14 protein-coding genes are annotated in these 16,695 nt (G+C 65.4%); 8 read left to right on the top strand and 6 right to left on the bottom strand.

Translation table 11 applies throughout. The annotated features are described in order from the left end of the window. Nucleotides 1–141: 141 nt before the first annotated feature. The 3 genes from GDN70_RS20720 to GDN70_RS20710 are packed head-to-tail and all read left to right on the top strand — an operon-like array spanning nucleotide 142 to nucleotide 2,738. Complete coding sequence (locus GDN70_RS20720; protein ID WP_028144661.1) at nucleotides 142–1,281, top strand: methionine ABC transporter ATP-binding protein; 1,140 nt, start codon at nucleotides 142–144, stop codon at nucleotides 1,279–1,281. Beyond that, complete coding sequence (locus GDN70_RS20715) at nucleotides 1,271–1,936, top strand: methionine ABC transporter permease (RefSeq protein ID WP_038946766.1); 666 nt, start codon at nucleotides 1,271–1,273, stop codon at nucleotides 1,934–1,936. The genes GDN70_RS20720 and GDN70_RS20715 overlap by 11 nt, the downstream gene beginning before the upstream one ends. A gap of 28 nt (nucleotides 1,937–1,964) precedes the next feature. After that, nucleotides 1,965–2,738 carry a MetQ/NlpA family ABC transporter substrate-binding protein gene (locus GDN70_RS20710; RefSeq protein ID WP_038970309.1) on the top strand — a complete coding sequence of 258 codons (774 nt, stop codon included), beginning with the start codon at nucleotides 1,965–1,967 and terminating at the stop codon, nucleotides 2,736–2,738. Nucleotides 2,739–2,752: 14 nt separating this feature from the next. Here GDN70_RS20710 and GDN70_RS20705 read toward each other — a convergent pair whose 3' ends face one another. Next, on the bottom strand, nucleotides 2,753–3,742 hold the full coding sequence (locus GDN70_RS20705; protein WP_152102988.1) for a helix-turn-helix domain-containing protein: 990 nt from the start codon (nucleotides 3,740–3,742) through the stop codon (nucleotides 2,753–2,755). 181 nt (nucleotides 3,743–3,923) lie between these two features. On the opposite strand from GDN70_RS20705, the gene GDN70_RS20700 reads away from it, so the two are divergent. From GDN70_RS20700 to GDN70_RS20680, 5 genes are all read left to right on the top strand, one after another. After that, nucleotides 3,924–5,114 (top strand): serine hydrolase, encoded by a 1,191-nt coding sequence (locus GDN70_RS20700; protein ID WP_038970311.1) that lies wholly within the window; start codon nucleotides 3,924–3,926, stop codon nucleotides 5,112–5,114. Between the two features lie 15 nt (nucleotides 5,115–5,129). Further along, nucleotides 5,130–7,127 carry a primary-amine oxidase gene (locus GDN70_RS20695; RefSeq protein WP_038970312.1) on the top strand — a complete coding sequence of 666 codons (1,998 nt, stop codon included), beginning with the start codon at nucleotides 5,130–5,132 and terminating at the stop codon, nucleotides 7,125–7,127. Nucleotides 7,128–7,753: 626 nt separating this feature from the next. Beyond that, nucleotides 7,754–9,742, top strand: a complete 1,989-nt coding sequence (locus GDN70_RS20690) for a TonB-dependent siderophore receptor (RefSeq protein ID WP_173015843.1) — start codon at nucleotides 7,754–7,756, stop codon at nucleotides 9,740–9,742. Between the two features lie 61 nt (nucleotides 9,743–9,803). Then, nucleotides 9,804–11,093, top strand: a complete 1,290-nt coding sequence (gene fsrB, locus GDN70_RS20685) for a siderophore utilization protein FsrB (protein ID WP_038970333.1) — start codon at nucleotides 9,804–9,806, stop codon at nucleotides 11,091–11,093. An 85-nt stretch (nucleotides 11,094–11,178) separates the two neighbouring features. Then, complete coding sequence (locus tag GDN70_RS20680) at nucleotides 11,179–12,006, top strand: hypothetical protein (RefSeq protein WP_038970314.1); 828 nt, start codon at nucleotides 11,179–11,181, stop codon at nucleotides 12,004–12,006. Between the two features lie 8 nt (nucleotides 12,007–12,014). On the opposite strand, the gene GDN70_RS20675 is transcribed toward GDN70_RS20680, so the two are convergent. The 5 genes from GDN70_RS20675 to GDN70_RS20655 are packed head-to-tail and all read right to left on the bottom strand — an operon-like array spanning nucleotide 12,015 to nucleotide 16,672. After that, the gene (locus GDN70_RS20675) at nucleotides 12,015–13,010 is read right to left on the bottom strand and encodes an FAD:protein FMN transferase (RefSeq protein ID WP_152102986.1); all 996 of its coding nucleotides are present in this window, start codon (nucleotides 13,008–13,010) and stop codon (nucleotides 12,015–12,017) included. After that, a complete protein-coding gene (locus tag GDN70_RS20670) occupies nucleotides 13,007–13,579 on the bottom strand; it encodes a nitrous oxide reductase accessory protein NosL (RefSeq protein WP_038970316.1) in 573 nt (190 codons plus the stop codon). The genes GDN70_RS20675 and GDN70_RS20670 overlap by 4 nt, the downstream gene beginning before the upstream one ends. Continuing rightward, nucleotides 13,576–14,403: an ABC transporter permease gene (locus tag GDN70_RS20665; protein ID WP_028144650.1), complete on the bottom strand. Its 828-nt coding sequence runs from the start codon at nucleotides 14,401–14,403 to the stop codon at nucleotides 13,576–13,578. The genes GDN70_RS20670 and GDN70_RS20665 overlap by 4 nt, the downstream gene beginning before the upstream one ends. Then, complete coding sequence (locus GDN70_RS20660) at nucleotides 14,400–15,320, bottom strand: ABC transporter ATP-binding protein (protein WP_028144649.1); 921 nt, start codon at nucleotides 15,318–15,320, stop codon at nucleotides 14,400–14,402. Before GDN70_RS20660 ends, GDN70_RS20665 begins: the two co-directional genes overlap by 4 nt. Further along, on the bottom strand, nucleotides 15,317–16,672 hold the full coding sequence (locus GDN70_RS20655) for a nitrous oxide reductase family maturation protein NosD (RefSeq protein WP_028144648.1): 1,356 nt from the start codon (nucleotides 16,670–16,672) through the stop codon (nucleotides 15,317–15,319). Before GDN70_RS20655 ends, GDN70_RS20660 begins: the two co-directional genes overlap by 4 nt. Nucleotides 16,673–16,695 lie beyond the last annotated feature (23 nt).

Here is a 16,695-nt window from a genome sequence, read left to right as displayed (position 1 = left end):
CAAGAAAGACTGGAAAAGGCGATGGTGCGTGCTGCGGTGCAGCGCGCTGCCCCCAGAGGCGTTTGCTGCTGTTCCATCTCCAGTCGCTGATGCGACCCGGCTTTCGTTTGCCTTTTCGGGTGGGCGAGAGAACTATTGTGCATGAAGGCCGTCTCCATGAACGCTCACCAATCGCTCGCCGTCGGACAGCCGATTGCGCCGCCTGAAGCGATTTCACCTGCCACAGCCGAGCCGGACGCGATGGTTCGCTTCGCCGGCATCTCGAAAATCTATCCGGCCTATCGCGGCAAGCCCGGCGTCAACGCGCTGCAAGATATCGATTTCGCAATCCCGCGCGGTTCCATCACCGGCGTGATCGGCCGCTCCGGCGCCGGCAAGTCGAGCCTGGTCCGGCTCATCAACGGGCTGGAGAAGCCGACCACGGGACGAGTCGTCGTCGACGGCCGCGACATCTCGGCGCTGGCGGGCCGCGAGCTGCGGCTGGCGCAGCGCTCGATCGGCATGATCTTCCAGCACTTCAACCTGCTGTCGTCGCGCACTGCCGCCGACAACATCGCGCTGCCGCTCGAGATCGCCGGCTGGTCCAAGGCCGACATCAAGGCCCGCGTCACCGAGCTGCTCGCGCTCGTCGGCATCGCCGACAAGCACGACCGTTATCCTTCGGAGCTCTCCGGCGGCCAGAAGCAGCGCGTCGGCATTGCCCGCGCGCTGGCGACGCGGCCGAGCGTGCTCTTGTCGGACGAGGCGACGTCCGCGCTCGATCCGCAGACGACACGCGCGATCCTCGATCTGCTCGCCAACATCAACCGCGAGCTGGGCGTGACCATCGTGCTGATCACCCACGAAATGTCCGTGGTACGCCAGCTCGCCAAGGAAGTGGTCGTGCTCGACGCTGGCCACGTGGTCGAGAGCGGCCATGTCGCCGACATCTTCACCCATCCAAAACATCCGATCACGCAGTCCTTCCTCGCGGAGGTCATCGGCGACAGCCTGCCGGTCTCGCTGGCGAGCCGGATCGTAGCGGAGCCGCCCGTTGGCGGGCAGGCCGTGATCCGCGTCCAGGTCCGCGGGGCAGGGGCCGGCGACACCGTGGTGGCGCGGCTCGCCCGCGAGCTCGGCCTCGACGTCGCGCTGCTGTCGGCGCGCATCGACGAGATCGGCGGCCAGCATGTCGGCTCGCTCGTTCTCGGCATTCCCGGCCGCGAGGACGCGCAGGCGCGGGTCCTTGCCTGGTTGTCTCAATATCAATTCCCGGCGGAGCATCTCGGCTATGTCGCCTGAACTCATCAATTTGATCATCCAGGCTACCTTCGAGAGCCTGTACATGGTCGGCATCGCGGCGCTGCTCGGCACCGTCTTCGGCTTGCCGCTCGGCGTCTTCCTGGCGACCAGCCGGAAGGGCGAGCTGTTCGCGGCCCCACTCGTCAACCGCGTGCTCGGCATCGTCGTCAATGCGACGCGTTCGACGCCGTTCATCATCCTGGTCGTGGCCATCATCCCGTTCACCCGCCTTGTCGCGGGCACCTCGATCGGTTCGACCGCCGCAATCGTGCCGCTGACGATCGCGTCGGCGCCGTTCATCGCGCGTCTGGTCGAAGCTGCGATCCGGGAGGTCGATGGCGGCCTGATCGAGACGGCGTCCTCGTTCGGCGCCTCGCCGCTTCAGATCGTGTTCAAGGTGCTGATCCCCGAGGCGCTGCCGGGCCTGTTGCTGGCGCTGACGCTCGCAGTGGTCAGCCTGCTCGGCTACTCCGCGATGGTCGGTGCGGTCGGCGGCGGCGGCCTCGGCGATCTCGGCATCCGCTACGGCTATCAGCGCTTCATGCCGGAGATGATGCTGGCCGTCGTCGTCGTGCTGATCGCGCTGGTGCAGCTCGTCCAGAGCGCGGGCGATTATCTGGCGCGGCGGGTCAATCGCCGGCTGCGGCATCACTGATACCACCATCCTGAAACTGGAGACTTCAATGCGCTTTCTCGCAACCCTTGCGGCTGCAGCCTTGCTTGCGACCACGGTCCATGCCGAAACCATCCGCGTCGGCGTCACCGCCGGTCCCCATGCCGAGATCATCGACGTCGTGAAGAAGGTCGGCGCCGAGCGCGGCCTCGACATCAAGGTGATCGAGTTCACGGACTATGTGATCCCGAACCAGGCGCTGGCCCTGAAGGATCTCGAGGCCAATTCGTTCCAGCACGAGCCGTATCTGAAGAACCAGATCTCCAAGACCGGCTGGAAGATCGTCAAGGTCGCCAACACGATCGGCTCGCCGCAGGGCGTCTATTCGCAGAAATACAAGACGCTCGCCGACCTGCCGGAAGGTGCTCGTGTCGCAATCGCCAACGATCCCTCCAACGGCGCGCGCGGCCTGATGATCTTGGCGCTGCACGGCGTGATCAAGCTGAAGGACAACAACAACGTCGCCTCGACCATTGCCGACATCACCGAGAACCCGAAGAAGCTGCGCTTCGTCGAGCTCGATGCCGCCCAGCTGCCGCGCGCGCTGCAGGACGTCGACGTCGTCTCCATCAACAACAATTACGCGGTGCAGGCCGGCCTCAATCCGGCGACCGACGCGATCGCCCGCGAGAATCCCGACGGCCCCTGGGTCAACATCCTCGCCGTTCGCGAAGAGGACAAGGACAAGCCCTGGGTGAAGCCGCTGATCGAGGCCTATCACTCCGCGCCGGTGAAGGAGTTTTTGGAGAAGCGCTTCAAGGGCACCTATCTGCCGACCTGGTAAGGCGAGCGGGCGCGTCAGGCCGCCAACCCGGCGCGTCGCAGCGTCTCCGAGGGCTTTTCGGCGAAGTGACGCTTGTAGTCGAGCGAGAACTGGCTGAAGTGCCAGAAGCCGTGCTGCACGGCGACGTCGTAGACCGAGGCATCGGTGCCGCCGGCGCGTTTCAGATCGCGCCGCACGCGGTTCAGCCGCATTGCTCGCCAGTAGTGCATCGGGCTCGTTCCCAAAACCTCCTGGAAGCAATAGCCGAGCTTGCGCGGGCTGGCGCCGACCGCCTTGCAGACCTGCAGCAGCGAGAGCGAGCGATCGCCGCTGCCATGCATCAGCGCCCGCGCACGATCGACGGTGCGCTTGCGCGCCGCGGCGCTGCGGCCGGGATCGCTGGGGCGTGCGGTCGGCAGCATGTCCATGATCTCGACGAGAAGGGCGTCTTTCAGCGCATGCCCGACGGCCGGATCGTCGAACCGTTCGGGGGCAGTCGAGATGGTCTCGTGGATCGCGGCAAGGTGAGCGCGCAATCGCGCGACCGGTGCCTGCGCCATCTCGATCACCCGCAACTGGTGCCAGACTGCGCGCGGCAGCTCGATATCGAGCCGGGCCGCAAGCTCCTCGATCAGCGCCGCGCTGGCGACAACACCGCGCAGCTCGAATGATTTCGGCGTGCACATATCGACCTCGGCGTCGATGCAGGCGATGACCTGGGCACCTGCAACGCTGGCGCCGTTGCAATTGACCTCGCCGTCACTGTGCCAGGGCAGACCGATGCCGAAGCTGTCGGCCCCCAGCTGGCCGTATTGGCGGACCTGCTGGCTGGTGATCTCGCGGAAGACGTCGAGCTGGGGCAGGGAGAGTTGGGTGAAGCTGCCCCTGAACGCTCCGGCGCTGATCTGGTCGTAGCTGAGCCGCCAGCGACCAAGCGAAGCGCAATGCTCGTCGACATCGGTGCTGCTGGCCTGAAACAGGCCGGCAGCCGAGTCCAGAGTCGGAAGAGTTGCGCCTAAGGGCATGACGACACGTCGAAATTCACCACCCGAGAGCCAGCAAGAACCACGCCAGACTGGCACGGCCATTGGCGCTGTCCAGCAAAATATTGCCGGATCTCGATAACGTCCGATGGCGCCGCGGTGCAGGCTTCGGTCCTGCCGTTCCGACATCGCAGCCGGGACGGCGCTTTGCGGAGGGATCGAGATGCGACCGACCGAGATCATGCGCGGCAGCCCGCCCGCGCCCGAGGCGCAGGTGACGCGCGCCAATTGGCGCAGCTTTCCCGCGATCCGCTGGGGCTTTACCCACACCCGCGAAGTGCTGCCGACCGCAGAGATCCGCCGCTCGGCCCAGCCGACGCTAATGCGAAGCGCGCCGCGCGAACTGGCAAAACTCGGCTTCACCGCGCCTGATGGCAAAGCGACCACGATCGAAGCCACGCTCCGCGAGACCTTTGCCGATACGCTCCTCGTCATGCACCGGGGCACGCTGATCCACGAATGGTACGGCGACGGCATGGGCGTGACCACACCGCATCTGATCTGCTCGATCAGCAAGGCGATCGCCGGCACGCTCGGCGGCGTGCTCGCCGCGCGCGGGCTGCTCGATCCCGAGGCGAGGGTGGTGCGCTACGTGCCGGAGCTGGAGACGTCGGTCTACGCCGGCTGCACTGTCCGCAACCTGCTCGACATGGCCGTCGCCATCAAGTTCGAGGAGGATTACGAGGACCCCGCCGGCGACGTTGCGCGCTATCGGTTCTCCTCGGGCTGGGACGTGCCACCGCCGGGCGCCGAGGCAGGCCACCAGCGCGCCTATCTCACGACCTTGCGCGGCACCGGCAAGCCGCACGGCAAGGTGTTCCACTACGTCTCGCCCAATACCGAGGTGCTCGGCTGGGTCTATGAGCGTGCCTGCGGCTTGCCCTATCATCGCATCCTCTCCGAATATCTCTGGCAGCCCCTGGGCGCGGAGGAGGACGGCTCGCTCACGCTCGACAGCCACGGCATGGGCCGCATCGCCGGCGGCATCTCCGTCACCGCGCGTGACCTCATCCGTTTCGGAGAGATGATCCGCTGCCGCGGCGTGGTCGAGGGGCGGCAGGTGGTGCCGGGCTGGTGGATCGACGACATCCGCGAGAACGGCGATCCCAAGGCCTGGGCCGACGGCGACCTCGCCGAGTTCTTCCCGGGCGCGCGCTACCGCAGCAAATGGTTCACGATCGATCCGTCGCGCAACGCGCTGACCGCGATCGGCATTCATGGCCAGCACCTCTATGTCGACCTCGACACGGACACCGTCATCGTCAAGCTCGCGACACAGCCCAAGGCGATGGACGTGCCGATCGACCAGCGCTGGTTTGCCGCCTTCAGCGCCATCACCGCGCATCTCGCCTGATTTCTGGACATCCCCATGCTCGATACCGTCAAAGCCAAATCGCAAGCAGAGACCGCGACGCCGCATCCGCTCGATCCGCTGACGGCCGAGGAGATCACCGCCGCCTGCACGCTGGTGCGCGCCGACGTGACCTCACCCGAGAACTGCCGCTTCCCGACGGTCCGGTTGGAGGAGCCGACCAAGCATGAGCTGGCTGCAGGCGGCGCAGGGCGCCGCGCCTTCGCGTTGACGCTCGACGTCACCACGGGCGAGGCCATCGAGCATATCGTCGATCTCGGACGTGGCGAGATCGTCGGCCGCAAGGTCGTCCCGAACCGCGAGGCGCCCTACGGGCAGCCGCCGGTGATGCTGGAGGAGTTCTTCAAGTGCGAGGCCGTGGTGAAGGCCGATCCCGGATGGCGCGCGGCGATGGCGCGGCGCGGGCTCTCCGACAAGGACATCGAGCTGATCCAGGTCGATCCGTTTTCGTCGGGTTTCTTCGACAAGGAGTTCGAGCGCGGCGCCCGTATCGTGCGTGCCGTCAGCTATTTTCGCGAGCACCTCCAGGATAACGGCTATGCGCACCCGATCGAAGGCGTCGTCGCTGTCGTCGACCTGATCGGCGGCAAGGTCATCGACCTCACGGATGAGGATCCCATCGTGCCGATTCCGCGCAAGAAGCGGAACTACGGCGCGCATGAGATGACCAATCTGCGCACCGACATCAAGCCGCTGCACATCGAGCAACCCGAGGGCGCGAGCTTTCGCGTCAATGGCTGGAAGGTCGACTGGCAGAAATGGAGCTTTCGCATCGGCTTCACGCCGCGCGAGGGCCTCGTGCTGCATCAGCTCGCCTACCAGGACGGCGCGCGCAAGCGCTCCCTGATCCATCGCGCCAGCGTCACCGAGATGGTGGTGCCTTACGCCGATCCGACCGCGAACCATTTCTGGAAGTCGGCGTTCGATGCCGGCGAATACGGCCTCGGCATGCTTGCGAACGCGCTCGAGCTGGGCTGCGACTGTCTCGGCAACATCCGCTATTTCGACGTACCGGCGGCGGACAGCAAGGGCGAGCCCTTCGTCATGCAGAACGCCATCTGCATGCACGAGGAAGACTATGGGATCGCCTGGAAACACTATGAGTTCCGCAACGGCCTGTTCGAGGTCCGCCGCTCGCGGCGGCTCGTGATCTCGTTCTTCGCCACCGTCGGCAATTACGATTACGGCTTCTACTGGTATCTCTACCAGGACGGCACGATCCAGCTGGAGACCAAGCTCACCGGCATCATCCAGACCGCCGCGGTGCCATCAGGCGAGACGTACAAATGGGGCGGCATGGTTGACGACAATCTGGGCGGACCGACGCACCAGCACTTCTTCAACGTCCGCCTGCACATGGATCTCGACGGCGGCGGCAACACCGTCACCGAGCACGATTTCGTGCCGCGGCCCTGGGGTGACGACAATCCGCACGGCAATGTCTTCGACACCACGACGCGGGTGCTGTCGCGCGAGCATGACGCGGCGGGCATCGCCAATGGCCAAACCGGCCGGTTCTGGAAGATCAGCAATCCCAACGAGACCAACTCGGTCGGCAATGCTCCGGCCTACAAGCTCGTCGTCAATCCGAGCCCGCTGATGCTGGCGCAGGAGGGCAGTTACGTGCGCAAGCGCGGCGGCTTCGCCACCAAGCATGTCTGGGTGACTGCATTCGATCCGGCCGAGAAATACGCAAGCGGCGATTATCCCAACGTCCATGCCGGCGGCGATGGCCTGCCGCGTTATGCCGCGAAGGACCGCAACATCGAGAATGCCGATATCGTGGTGTGGCACTCTTTCGGCCACACCCATGTCTGCAAGCCCGAGGACTTTCCGATCATGCCGGTGGAATATGCCGGCTTCCTGCTGAAGCCGACCGGCTTTTTCGCCGCCAATGCGGCCGGCGACATCCCGCCGGACCGCAACAGCCGCAGCGTGCTCGCAACCGCGAGCAACACTGCCGACGAATCTTGTTGCCGCGCCGGCAAGTCATAGAGTTCGATCGGGCTCGATCGGATTCTTCGGTAGCGCCGACCGGCGTGGTCATTGGCGATTCTCGCGCGGTAGCAAGCTGATCGTTTCCGACCATCGCCGAATGGTGAGGGAATGTTTCTGTCTAGAAGCATTCCAAACGTGTGGAGCACGACGGCTGCGTGGACCGTACGCGGCATCGGCATGAGCGCATTCGTCGCACGCGCCGCGCACGCCTCTGGAGAGATTCTAACTTCGTTCCTATCGCACTCCCAAACCGCCTGAGTTAGGGCGGGACACCAAAAACGATACCGGCAAAGCCGGCAGTGCGTGGGGCCTCGAAAGACGTGACCGACTACCAACTTTCTTCGCGTGAATGCGCGCGTCGTGGACAGATTCGGGTGCTGCTCCTCGGGGCGGTCAGTACATTCTCGCTCGTGGTTCCCTTTGGTTCCGTGGAGGCGCAGACACAGATTCCCGCTGTCACCGTCGATGCGCCGGTTGAGCGCGCCCGTCCTGCCGCGGTTGCTTCGTCGCGAAGAGCGGCAACACGCACCTCTCGCGCCAATCGTCGCTCATCTGCGCAACCAGCCGCGCCAACCCAGTCGGCCTCGTCGAACGGCGCGACGGGCGAACGTGCCAATGGCCCGGTGCGCGGTTTCGTCGCCACGCGAAGCGGCACGGCCACCAAGACCGATACACCGTTGATCGAAACCCCGCAGTCGGTCTCAGTCGTCACCACCGACCAGGTCAGGAACCAGGGCGCGGTCTCGATCGGCGAGGCGCTGCGCTACACCGCCGGTGTCAGCGGCGACGTCAATGGCGGCTCGGACACCCGCTTCGGCGCTCTCCAGATCCGCGGCTTCGACACGACCATGTCGGGTCTCTATGTCGACGGCCTGCGAATTCCCTCGAGCAACTACGTCCACTTCAACGGCCTCGATCCCTACGGGGCCGAGCGCCTAGAGGTGCTCAAAGGACCGTCCTCGGCGATGTATGGCGGCAGCGGCACCGGCGGCATCCTCAACTACGTGACCAAGCTGCCGACGGCGCAGCAGTTCGGCGAGGTCTCGATCTCCGGCGGCAGCTTCAACCGCTATCAGGGCCAGTTCGACATGGGCGGCGCCGCCAACAAGGAAGGCACGGTGCTGTGGCGCCTCACCGGCGTCGTCCGCGAGGGCCAGACCCAGGTCGACTTCACCAAGGACAACCGCGTCTTCATCGCCCCCGCCGTCACGTTCAAGCCGAACGAAGACACCACCATTACCTTGCTCGCCAACTATCAGAGGGACAGGGCAGGGTGGGGCCTTCAGTTCCTGCCGGCCTCGGGCACGGTGTGGCCGAACAACGGCCGCACCATTCCGGTCTCGTTCTTCGCGGGCGTGCCGAGCTTCAACGCGTTCAACACCGAGATCGCGACCGCCGGCTACCAGCTGTCGCACAATTTCACCGACAACATCACCTTCCGGCAGAACCTGCGTTACGCCTATCAGCACAACGAGGAAAAGGTGTTTTACGGCGGCGGCTATACCGACGAGGCAGCGGGGCAGCTCGCGCGCTTCGGCAGCTACAGCAACTCCTACATCAACTCCTTTGCAGTGGACAACCAGCTCCAGGGCAGGTTCACCACCGGTATCCTCAGCCACACCACGCTGGTTGGCGTCGACTACCGTAACACATCGTTCCGCGACACCGCTTTCTCCGTCAGCACATCAGCGCCCGAGATCAACGTCTTCAACCCGGTCTACAGCTACGACTGGACCATCGGCGGCATGAGCGACAACACCGGCGTCAAGCAGTCGCAGGTCGGCCTCTATGCGCAGGATCAGATCAAGCTCGGTCGGCTGTCGTTCCAGCTCGGCGGGCGCCAGGATTTCGTGACGACGCAGGTCGACAGCGGACTCTCGAACACCTCGGTCTCGAAAGATGCGTCAGCCTTCACCGGCCGCGCCGCATTGATGTACAATTTCGACAACGGCATCGCCCCCTATTTCAGCTATTCCGAGTCGTTCCTGCCGGTGCTCGCGACCGGTCCGGCTGGACAGATGCTCAATCCCGAGACCGGCGTCCAGTACGAGGTCGGCGTCAAGTATCAGCCGCTCGGCTGGAATGCGCTGTTCACCTTCGCCGCCTTCGACCTGACCCGCGACAACGTCGTCACCTACGCGCCGCCGCTCAACTTAGCCGAACAGACCGGGCAGGTGAAATCCCGCGGCATCGAGCTCGAAGGCTCGATGTCGCTTGCCGATGGCTGGAACCTGCGCGCGGCCTATGCCTATGTCGATGCGATGGTCACGCAGGATCCTGTGAATGTCGGCAAGGCGCCGGTCACCGTGCCGCTCAATCGCGCCTCGCTGTGGAGCGACTACACGCTCCAGAGCGGACTGCTGGCAGGCCTGCAGTTCGGCGGCGGCATCCGTTATGTCGGCGCGACCTGGGGCGATGATGCCAACACCTTCAAGGTAGGATCGGCGACCGTCCTGGACGCGCTGCTCGTCTACACCAGGGACAATTGGCGCTTGTCGCTGAACGTCACCAATCTCGCCGACACGCGCTATGTCGCCGCCTGCTACAGCTTGTCCGGCTGCTTCTATGCGGAGGGACGGAAAGCCATCGGCAAGCTGACTTACCGCTGGTGAGTTCATTCTGAGGACGGTCCCGGTAAAGGCGAGCCGGACCGCTTGATGAGAGTTGACGACCATGAGAGCGATATTCGGCAAGCTGCATCGCTGGGCGGGACTGCTCACGGCCGGATTCCTGTTCTTTTCCGGCATCACCGGCGCGATCATCTCCTGGGATCACGAGATCGACGACGTTCTGAACAGCCATCTGTTCGACGTCAGCAGCAAAGGCCCGGCGATCCCCTCGATCGAGCTCGCCAAGACGATCGAGCAGCGCGATCCCCGCGCGCGCGTCGTCTACCTCTTCATGACGCCGGAGCAGGGCCATTCGCTGTGGTTCTTCGTCATGCCGCGGATCGATCCGGCGACCGGCAAGCGCTACGCCCTCGACTACAATCAGGTCTTCCTCGATCCCAACACCGGCGCGGAGCTGGGCCGGCGCTATTGGGGCGCGGTCTGGCCCGTCACGCGGGAGAACTTCGTCTCGTTTCTCTACAAGCTGCACTACACGATGCACATCCCGGAGTTCTGGGGCAGCGACCGCTGGGGCATGCGCGTGCTCGGCGTGATCGCCATCATCTGGACCATCGATTGCTTCGTCGGCTTCTATCTGACGCTGCCCTCGCGCCGGCGCGCCAAGGCGGCGCGGGCGCCTGCCGTCACGCGCCAGCTCGACCGCGGCTTCTGGGCGCGCTGGGCGCCGGCCTGGACCATCAAGACCTCCGGCAGCGCCTACCGGATCAATTTCGACATCCACCGCGCCTTCAGTCTCTGGACCTGGGGCGTGCTGTTCGTCATCGCCTTCACGGCGTTCTCGCTGAACCTCTATTTCGAGGTGTTCTCGCCGCTGATGAAGATGGTCTCGAACTACACGCCGACACCCTATGAACAGCGGCCTTATCGCGATCTCGACGATCCCATCGAGCCCAAGGTGACCTTCGCCGACATCGCCGCACGCGCCGCCGCCGACGGCAAGGCGCGGGGGTGGACGATCCCGGTCGGCTCGGTCAATTACGGCCCGGCCCATGGCGTCTATGCCGCCGCCTTCTTCCACCCCGGCGACGATCACGGCGCCGGCGGCGTCGGCCCGGCCCAGCTCTATTACGACAGCGAGGACGGCCGCCCGATCGGCGAGCGGCTGCCCTGGGTCGGTACTGCCGCCGACATCTTCGTCCAGGCGCAATTTCCGCTGCATTCGGGTCGCATCGTCGGACTGTTCGGCCGCATCCTGATCTCGATCATGGGGCTGGTGGTCGCCGCACTCTCGGTGACCGGCGTCGTGATCTGGTGGCGCAAGCGCCGCGCCCGCATCCGCGTCCGCGAGACCGCGGCGGTGCGTCTGACCCGGCAGCTGACGCCGGCGGAGTAGGGCTCCCGCAAGGTCGTTGCGGATGAACCTTCCCGCCTGCAGCGGGCACAAAGACTGGAGATCGCTCCCAGTCCGCGGACATCGAATGAAATCGCTTGCCTTGCTCTGCCTGCTCGTCCTAGCGACGCCCGTCCATGCGGCCACGCCCGAGCAGCACTATCTGGACCTGCGCGACCGCTACATCGCAAAATTCTCGAGTGCCAAGGAGAGCGACGAGATCTACAAGCAGCATGATGCGGCGCTCAAGGAGCTGGCGGGCGTGCTGCGCGGCCTGGTGGGACCGGTCACGATCAAGGTGCTCCCCGCAGACGGCAAGTCGAACGTCGACACGCTCTTCAAGAGTGATATCGGGTTCGGCCATCTCGACGGGCTCGGTTTCGCTTCCGAAGGCGACAAGATGCAGGCCGTGGTGACCACCACGGGGTTGCTCACGCACTGGCTACGCGAGCATCGCGAGGACGGCATGCCGCAGGACAGCGGCGCCGCGTTCAAGTCCGACCGCTTCTATTATCAGGCGATCCAGGACGCCGCCTTCGCCAAATATGCCGAGCTGCCGATCACAAAGCCCGCATCCGCGAGCGCTGCAGTCGCCGTGCTCGGCCTGCGCGGCAATGGCGGGCTCAAGGGAGCGCCCGATGAAATCGACGTCGTCGCGATCAAGGGCGATAAAGTCTACTTCCTCGCCACATCGGACGCGGTAAAGACCGCTGAAATCCCGGCCTGCGAGCGCGTGTGGAAACAGATGATGGCCAAACCCGTCAACAAGAAGGATCCGCGCGGCGACATGGCCCGCGAGGATCAGGCCATGGACGCCTACACGACATGCTTCGCCAAGGAAGCGCCGAGCCAGAGCTGGTACGCAGCGGCCGTGAAGAAGGCGCAGAGCCAGTTGGAGCTGCTGCCACCGCAGTAGCGCGCAGGTTAGGCCGACAATTCGACCGATTGGCCGGCCCCATCGATCAGATGCACGCGGTCGATGTCGACATGCGGCAAGAGCGATCGAATCTCATCTTCCGGCATCTGGCTGAACGCCGTCGACAATGCGTCCGCGGCGGTGGCGCTGCGGGACACAGTCGTCACGCTGCGATAGCGGTGGGCGCAGCCGCCCGATCGGGGATCGAACAAATGGTTGAAGCGCGCCCCGGAATCGAACTGGCAGCCGTAGCCGCCCGAGGTGGACACGGCGCGGTCGACGATCGGCAGCACCGTCTTCGTGCGGCCCACGATGTCGGGATCGGCGATGCCGATCTCCCAGGGCAGTCCGTCCGGACGCGCGCCGATCGCGCGGGGCTCGCCCATGTCGACCAGGCTGCGCGAGATGCCGTGCGCCCGCAGCAGGTCGACCACCTTGTCCGTGACGTAGCCCTGCGCGATCCCGTTCAGGGTGACGGTCATGCCCTTGGGCATCACGATCCGGTCGCGGCTGATCGACAGTCGGCTGCTGCCGATGCGCGCGAGCGCGGTCTGGATCTCGGCTGGCGCAGGACCGGCCGGATCCGCGTCATCTCGCGCGAAATGGCTGGCGTAGAGATCCCACAGCGGCTGCACGGTGACATCGAACAGACCGCCCGTCAGGGTGGAATAGTGCTGCGAGGTCGACAGCAGATCGACGATTTCGGCGGCGGGATCGATCAGGACACCGGTCCGGTTCAGCGCGACCAGGGCGGAATCGTTCAGATAAAGGCTGAACAGCCGCTCGAGCCGCCGCGCCTCGGCGCAGGCCAGCGAGACCAGCCGCTCCGCCCGGCTGCGGTCTTCGTCATGGATCTCCATCGTGGCGACCGCGCCCAGCATCGTGCCACGCCACGTCACCGGCGCGACCTCCGCACGAGCAGGATGTCCCGGGGAAAGCGCGCCGAGGCCCGCTGCCGCCGCGCTGATCCGGATGAAGCGTCGGCGCGTCAGTGCTCGCGTCATGGCGTCCTCCTCGGTCGTTCGCCCGGCGGGGCTTCGGCCGCTTCGCCGGCCGCAGCGGCGCCGGTGACATTCACCGACGTCAAGACATAGTCCCGGGGCACGTCGTCGAAGCCGACAATCCTGCCGCCGTTCTCTCCGATGAACTTCTCCGCCGCCGCGCGGTCCGAGAACGGAACGGCCTCGTCTCCGCCCATGCCACTTTTGACCCGGCTCTCGATCACGTACAGCGCCTTGCGCGCCTCAATCCAGTTGTCGGCGCCGGGCTTGTCCCAGTCCGGCGCCTTGCCCATGTCGGACACGTAGATCGCCTGAATGTCCTTGGGCTCGTCCGGCAGCATGGTGAAGGCGATTGTGTCCCGCACCGACGAGAACCACACGGGCTCCATCAGGCTCGCGGCGAAGATATGGCCCTTCGGTCCCGGGTGCTCGAGCACGTTCATGCCGCAGTAATGGCCGATGTCTTCCGCGGTCATCCGATGCGGCGGCGGAATCTTCGCGGCCTGCTTCTCGTTGCAGCCCGCGAGTGCGAGCGGCACGAGCAAGGCGAAGAGGATCGTTCGGCGCCTCATAGCTCCCTCCGCGAGAAAGCGAGCGCGGCCAGCCCCAGCGGCAGCAGCGTCCAGCAGAGCAGGGCGGTCAGAAGAACCGGTATCGTCAGGGACGTGGTTTGGGCAAGGCCAGCCATGCCGGCGAAGGTGCTGACATTGGCGAATCCGGTCAGGTTGATGAGCCGGTAGGCGTCGGTCGGATTCGACAGCAGCAGGGCGTTGAGCACACTCGCCGAGATGCTGCGTCCCTGATCGAGCGCAAGCACGCCCAGCAGCGCCATGTCGTAGATCAGCACCAGCAGCAGCCACAATCCGATGCAGATGCCGGCCGCCGTTCCACGGTCGCGCACGAGCGCGCTGACCAGATATCCGATGGCGACGAAAGCGGCGCCAAGCAGCACCGAGGAGCCCACCATCGCCGCGAACGCGAGAAAGCTATCGCTATCGATCTGGCTGCCCGTCGCCGCCAGCGCTCCGACCGCCGCGCCGTAGCCGAGGCAGGTCGCAAACGCGAGAACGGCGAGGTGGCCCAAGAACTTGCCGAGCAGCACCTGCCATCGTGCGACCGGATAGCTCAGCAGCAACAGCATCGTCCCCCGTTCCATCTCGCCGACGATGGCGTCATGGGAGATCAGAAGCGCGATGAGCGGAACGAGAAAGATCGTCAGGCTCGACAGGCTGACGACGACCACGTCCAGGGTGCGAACGCCGACGTTCCCGGTCGGTGCGCTACCGAGAAAGGTCAGTGACAGCGCAAGCCCGGCGAGCAGGAGCGTTGCGGCAAGCACCCAGCGATTGCGGATGGCCTGGTGGACTTCCTTGGCGGCGATGATCAGGACATTCATGGCGCCTGCTCCGATTGCCGGAGGAAATGAGCATAGAGCTCGTCGAGGGTGGGCGGGACCACGTCGACGTCCTCGACGGAATTGCCGGCGGCCGTCGCACGATGCAGAAGCTCGATCTTCCGCTCCGGCGCAGCGTCGATCTCGACGATGTGGCCGTTCAAACGACGGCAGGCCACGTCCTTGGGCGCCCAGGGCGGCATCTCGCTCGGGGCAAGGCCGGCCACCTTGAGGCGGATCCTGGTGGGCAGGCGGGCGAGGCGACGCAGCTCGTCGATCGATCCGTCCGCGACCTTGATGCCGCGGTTCATGATGATGACCCGGCCGGCGCGCTCCTCGAGCTCGGTCAGCGCATGCGACGACAGCAGCACGGTCGCGCCCGCAGCGGAGAGCCGGGCGATGATGTCGTAGAAGGTCTGGCGCAGCTCCGGATCGAGACCGGTGGTCGGCTCGTCCAGCAGCAGCACGCGCGGCTCGCCAAGCAGCGCCTGCGCGAGCCCCAGCCGCTGTCGCATGCCCTTGGAGTAGGTGCCGACCCGGCGGCGGCTGGCGGCTCCGAGACCCACGGCGTCGAGCAGCTCCAGCGACTTTGCGACCGGCTCTCGTTTCAGCCTGGCATAGAAGGCCTGCGTCTCGCGGCCGGTGAGGGCGGGGTCGAAGGAGACGTTTTCCGGCAGGTAGCCGAGCTGTCGTCGGCCGGCGAATTCGCCTGCGGCGGGATTGTCTCCGAGAACCTCAATGGCGCCGCTGGTCGGCCGGATCAACCCGAGCATGAGCTTCATGAGCGTGGTCTTGCCGGCGCCGTTGTGCCCGATCAAGGCGACCAGCTCGCCCTGGCCAAGCGTGAACGACGCACCGCGCACGGCCTCGACCCGGCCATACGCCTTGGTGACATCGCTGACGCGTACCGTGCTGGTCATCGTGTTTCCTTCGCCGAGGTCCGCGGCGGCGACACCAGCGGATGGCTGTCGACCACGCCGCCCGGCAGCAGCGCTGGAAACTGTGCCTGCGCCCAGCGGATCACCTGGACGGCAGGGCTGTTGATCAGAACCTTCGCAGCCGGCGCCGTCCACAGCACGCGATCGATGAGGTCGTTCGGCCGGTACGCCGTGTCGGCGATACCGTCGCCGTTGAGGTCGAATGCCGGATTATCGCTCCAGTAATTGCCGCGCCCCCCGGTCGACCAGTCGAGGTGCCGGGTGCCGACATATTTCACCTGGTTGGCGTTGCCGACGAAGGCGTTGCCCGTGATTTCGTTGCCTTCGGAGCCGGCCGTGAAGTGCACGCCGATGGCACAGCGTTCGAACCAGTTGTTGCGGAATTTGTTGTGATTGGTGTTGTAGATGAACACGCATTTCTCCGGGCCGCTCTTGAGAGTGGTCTCCCGTGCCTGCTGCGGAAGCATGCCTCTCTCGTCGGCGGGACCTTCCTCCGCACTCTGTGTCATCGAGCCGAGCGGGCCGCCCGTGACCCGGTTGTCCTCGATCTGGGCATAGTTCGCGTAGTTGAAGAGCATCCCATGGTCGCGGTCGTGATCGGAGGAGTTGCCGCGGATCACCAGACGGTTCGAATACATGATGGCGTAGCCGACGTGGTTGCCGATCGAGACGTTGCCGCTGACTTCGCTGTCGTTGGTGTACATGTAATGGACGGCGAAGCGGACCTGCTCGAAGCGGTTGTCGATGAAGCGGTCCTTTCGGCTCGAAATCGTGAAGATGCCGTCGCGGCCGTAGCGGAACGTGTTGCCGGCGATGGTGACGTCGGGCGCATTCCACAGCGAGACACCGTTGCCAGCCTCGCTGAGACGCCCGCCACGCAGTCCCTCGATCTCGTTGCGGACGACGCGCGAACCCTGGGCGCCATGCACATAGACACCGAACAGGTTTCCCACCAGCCGGTTGTCCTCGATCTTGGCGCGCTCTGCCGTCTTCTGCAGGAATATCCCGGAATTCATCTCCTGCAGGTCGCGGCCGGATGCCCGGATGGTCACACCGCGGATCGTGACGTCGGGCGCGGTGACGGTGATGACGTTGCCGGAGCCGTCGCCGTCGAGCACCGCGCCACGGCTCCCAACCAGCTCCAGGGGACGGTCGATCCGGATCGAACCGTGATATTCCCCGGGGGAAAGTTCGACGACGTCGCCGGCGCGCGCGCCATCCAGCAGCGCCTGAAGCGGCTGCCCCGGCGCAGCCGTCAACGTCTCCGCATCGGCGAAGCCGGACAATCCGGCGGCGACCAGCGCCGCCGGAAACATGCGTAAGAGAAGACCCACGAGGTCGCTCCAATCAGACCGAC

It is taken from the genome of Bradyrhizobium sp. TM102 (genome assembly GCF_009176685.1).
Taxonomy (GTDB): domain Bacteria; phylum Pseudomonadota; class Alphaproteobacteria; order Rhizobiales; family Xanthobacteraceae; genus Bradyrhizobium; species Bradyrhizobium ottawaense.
This window is presented reverse-complemented; position numbering and strand designations above follow the sequence as displayed.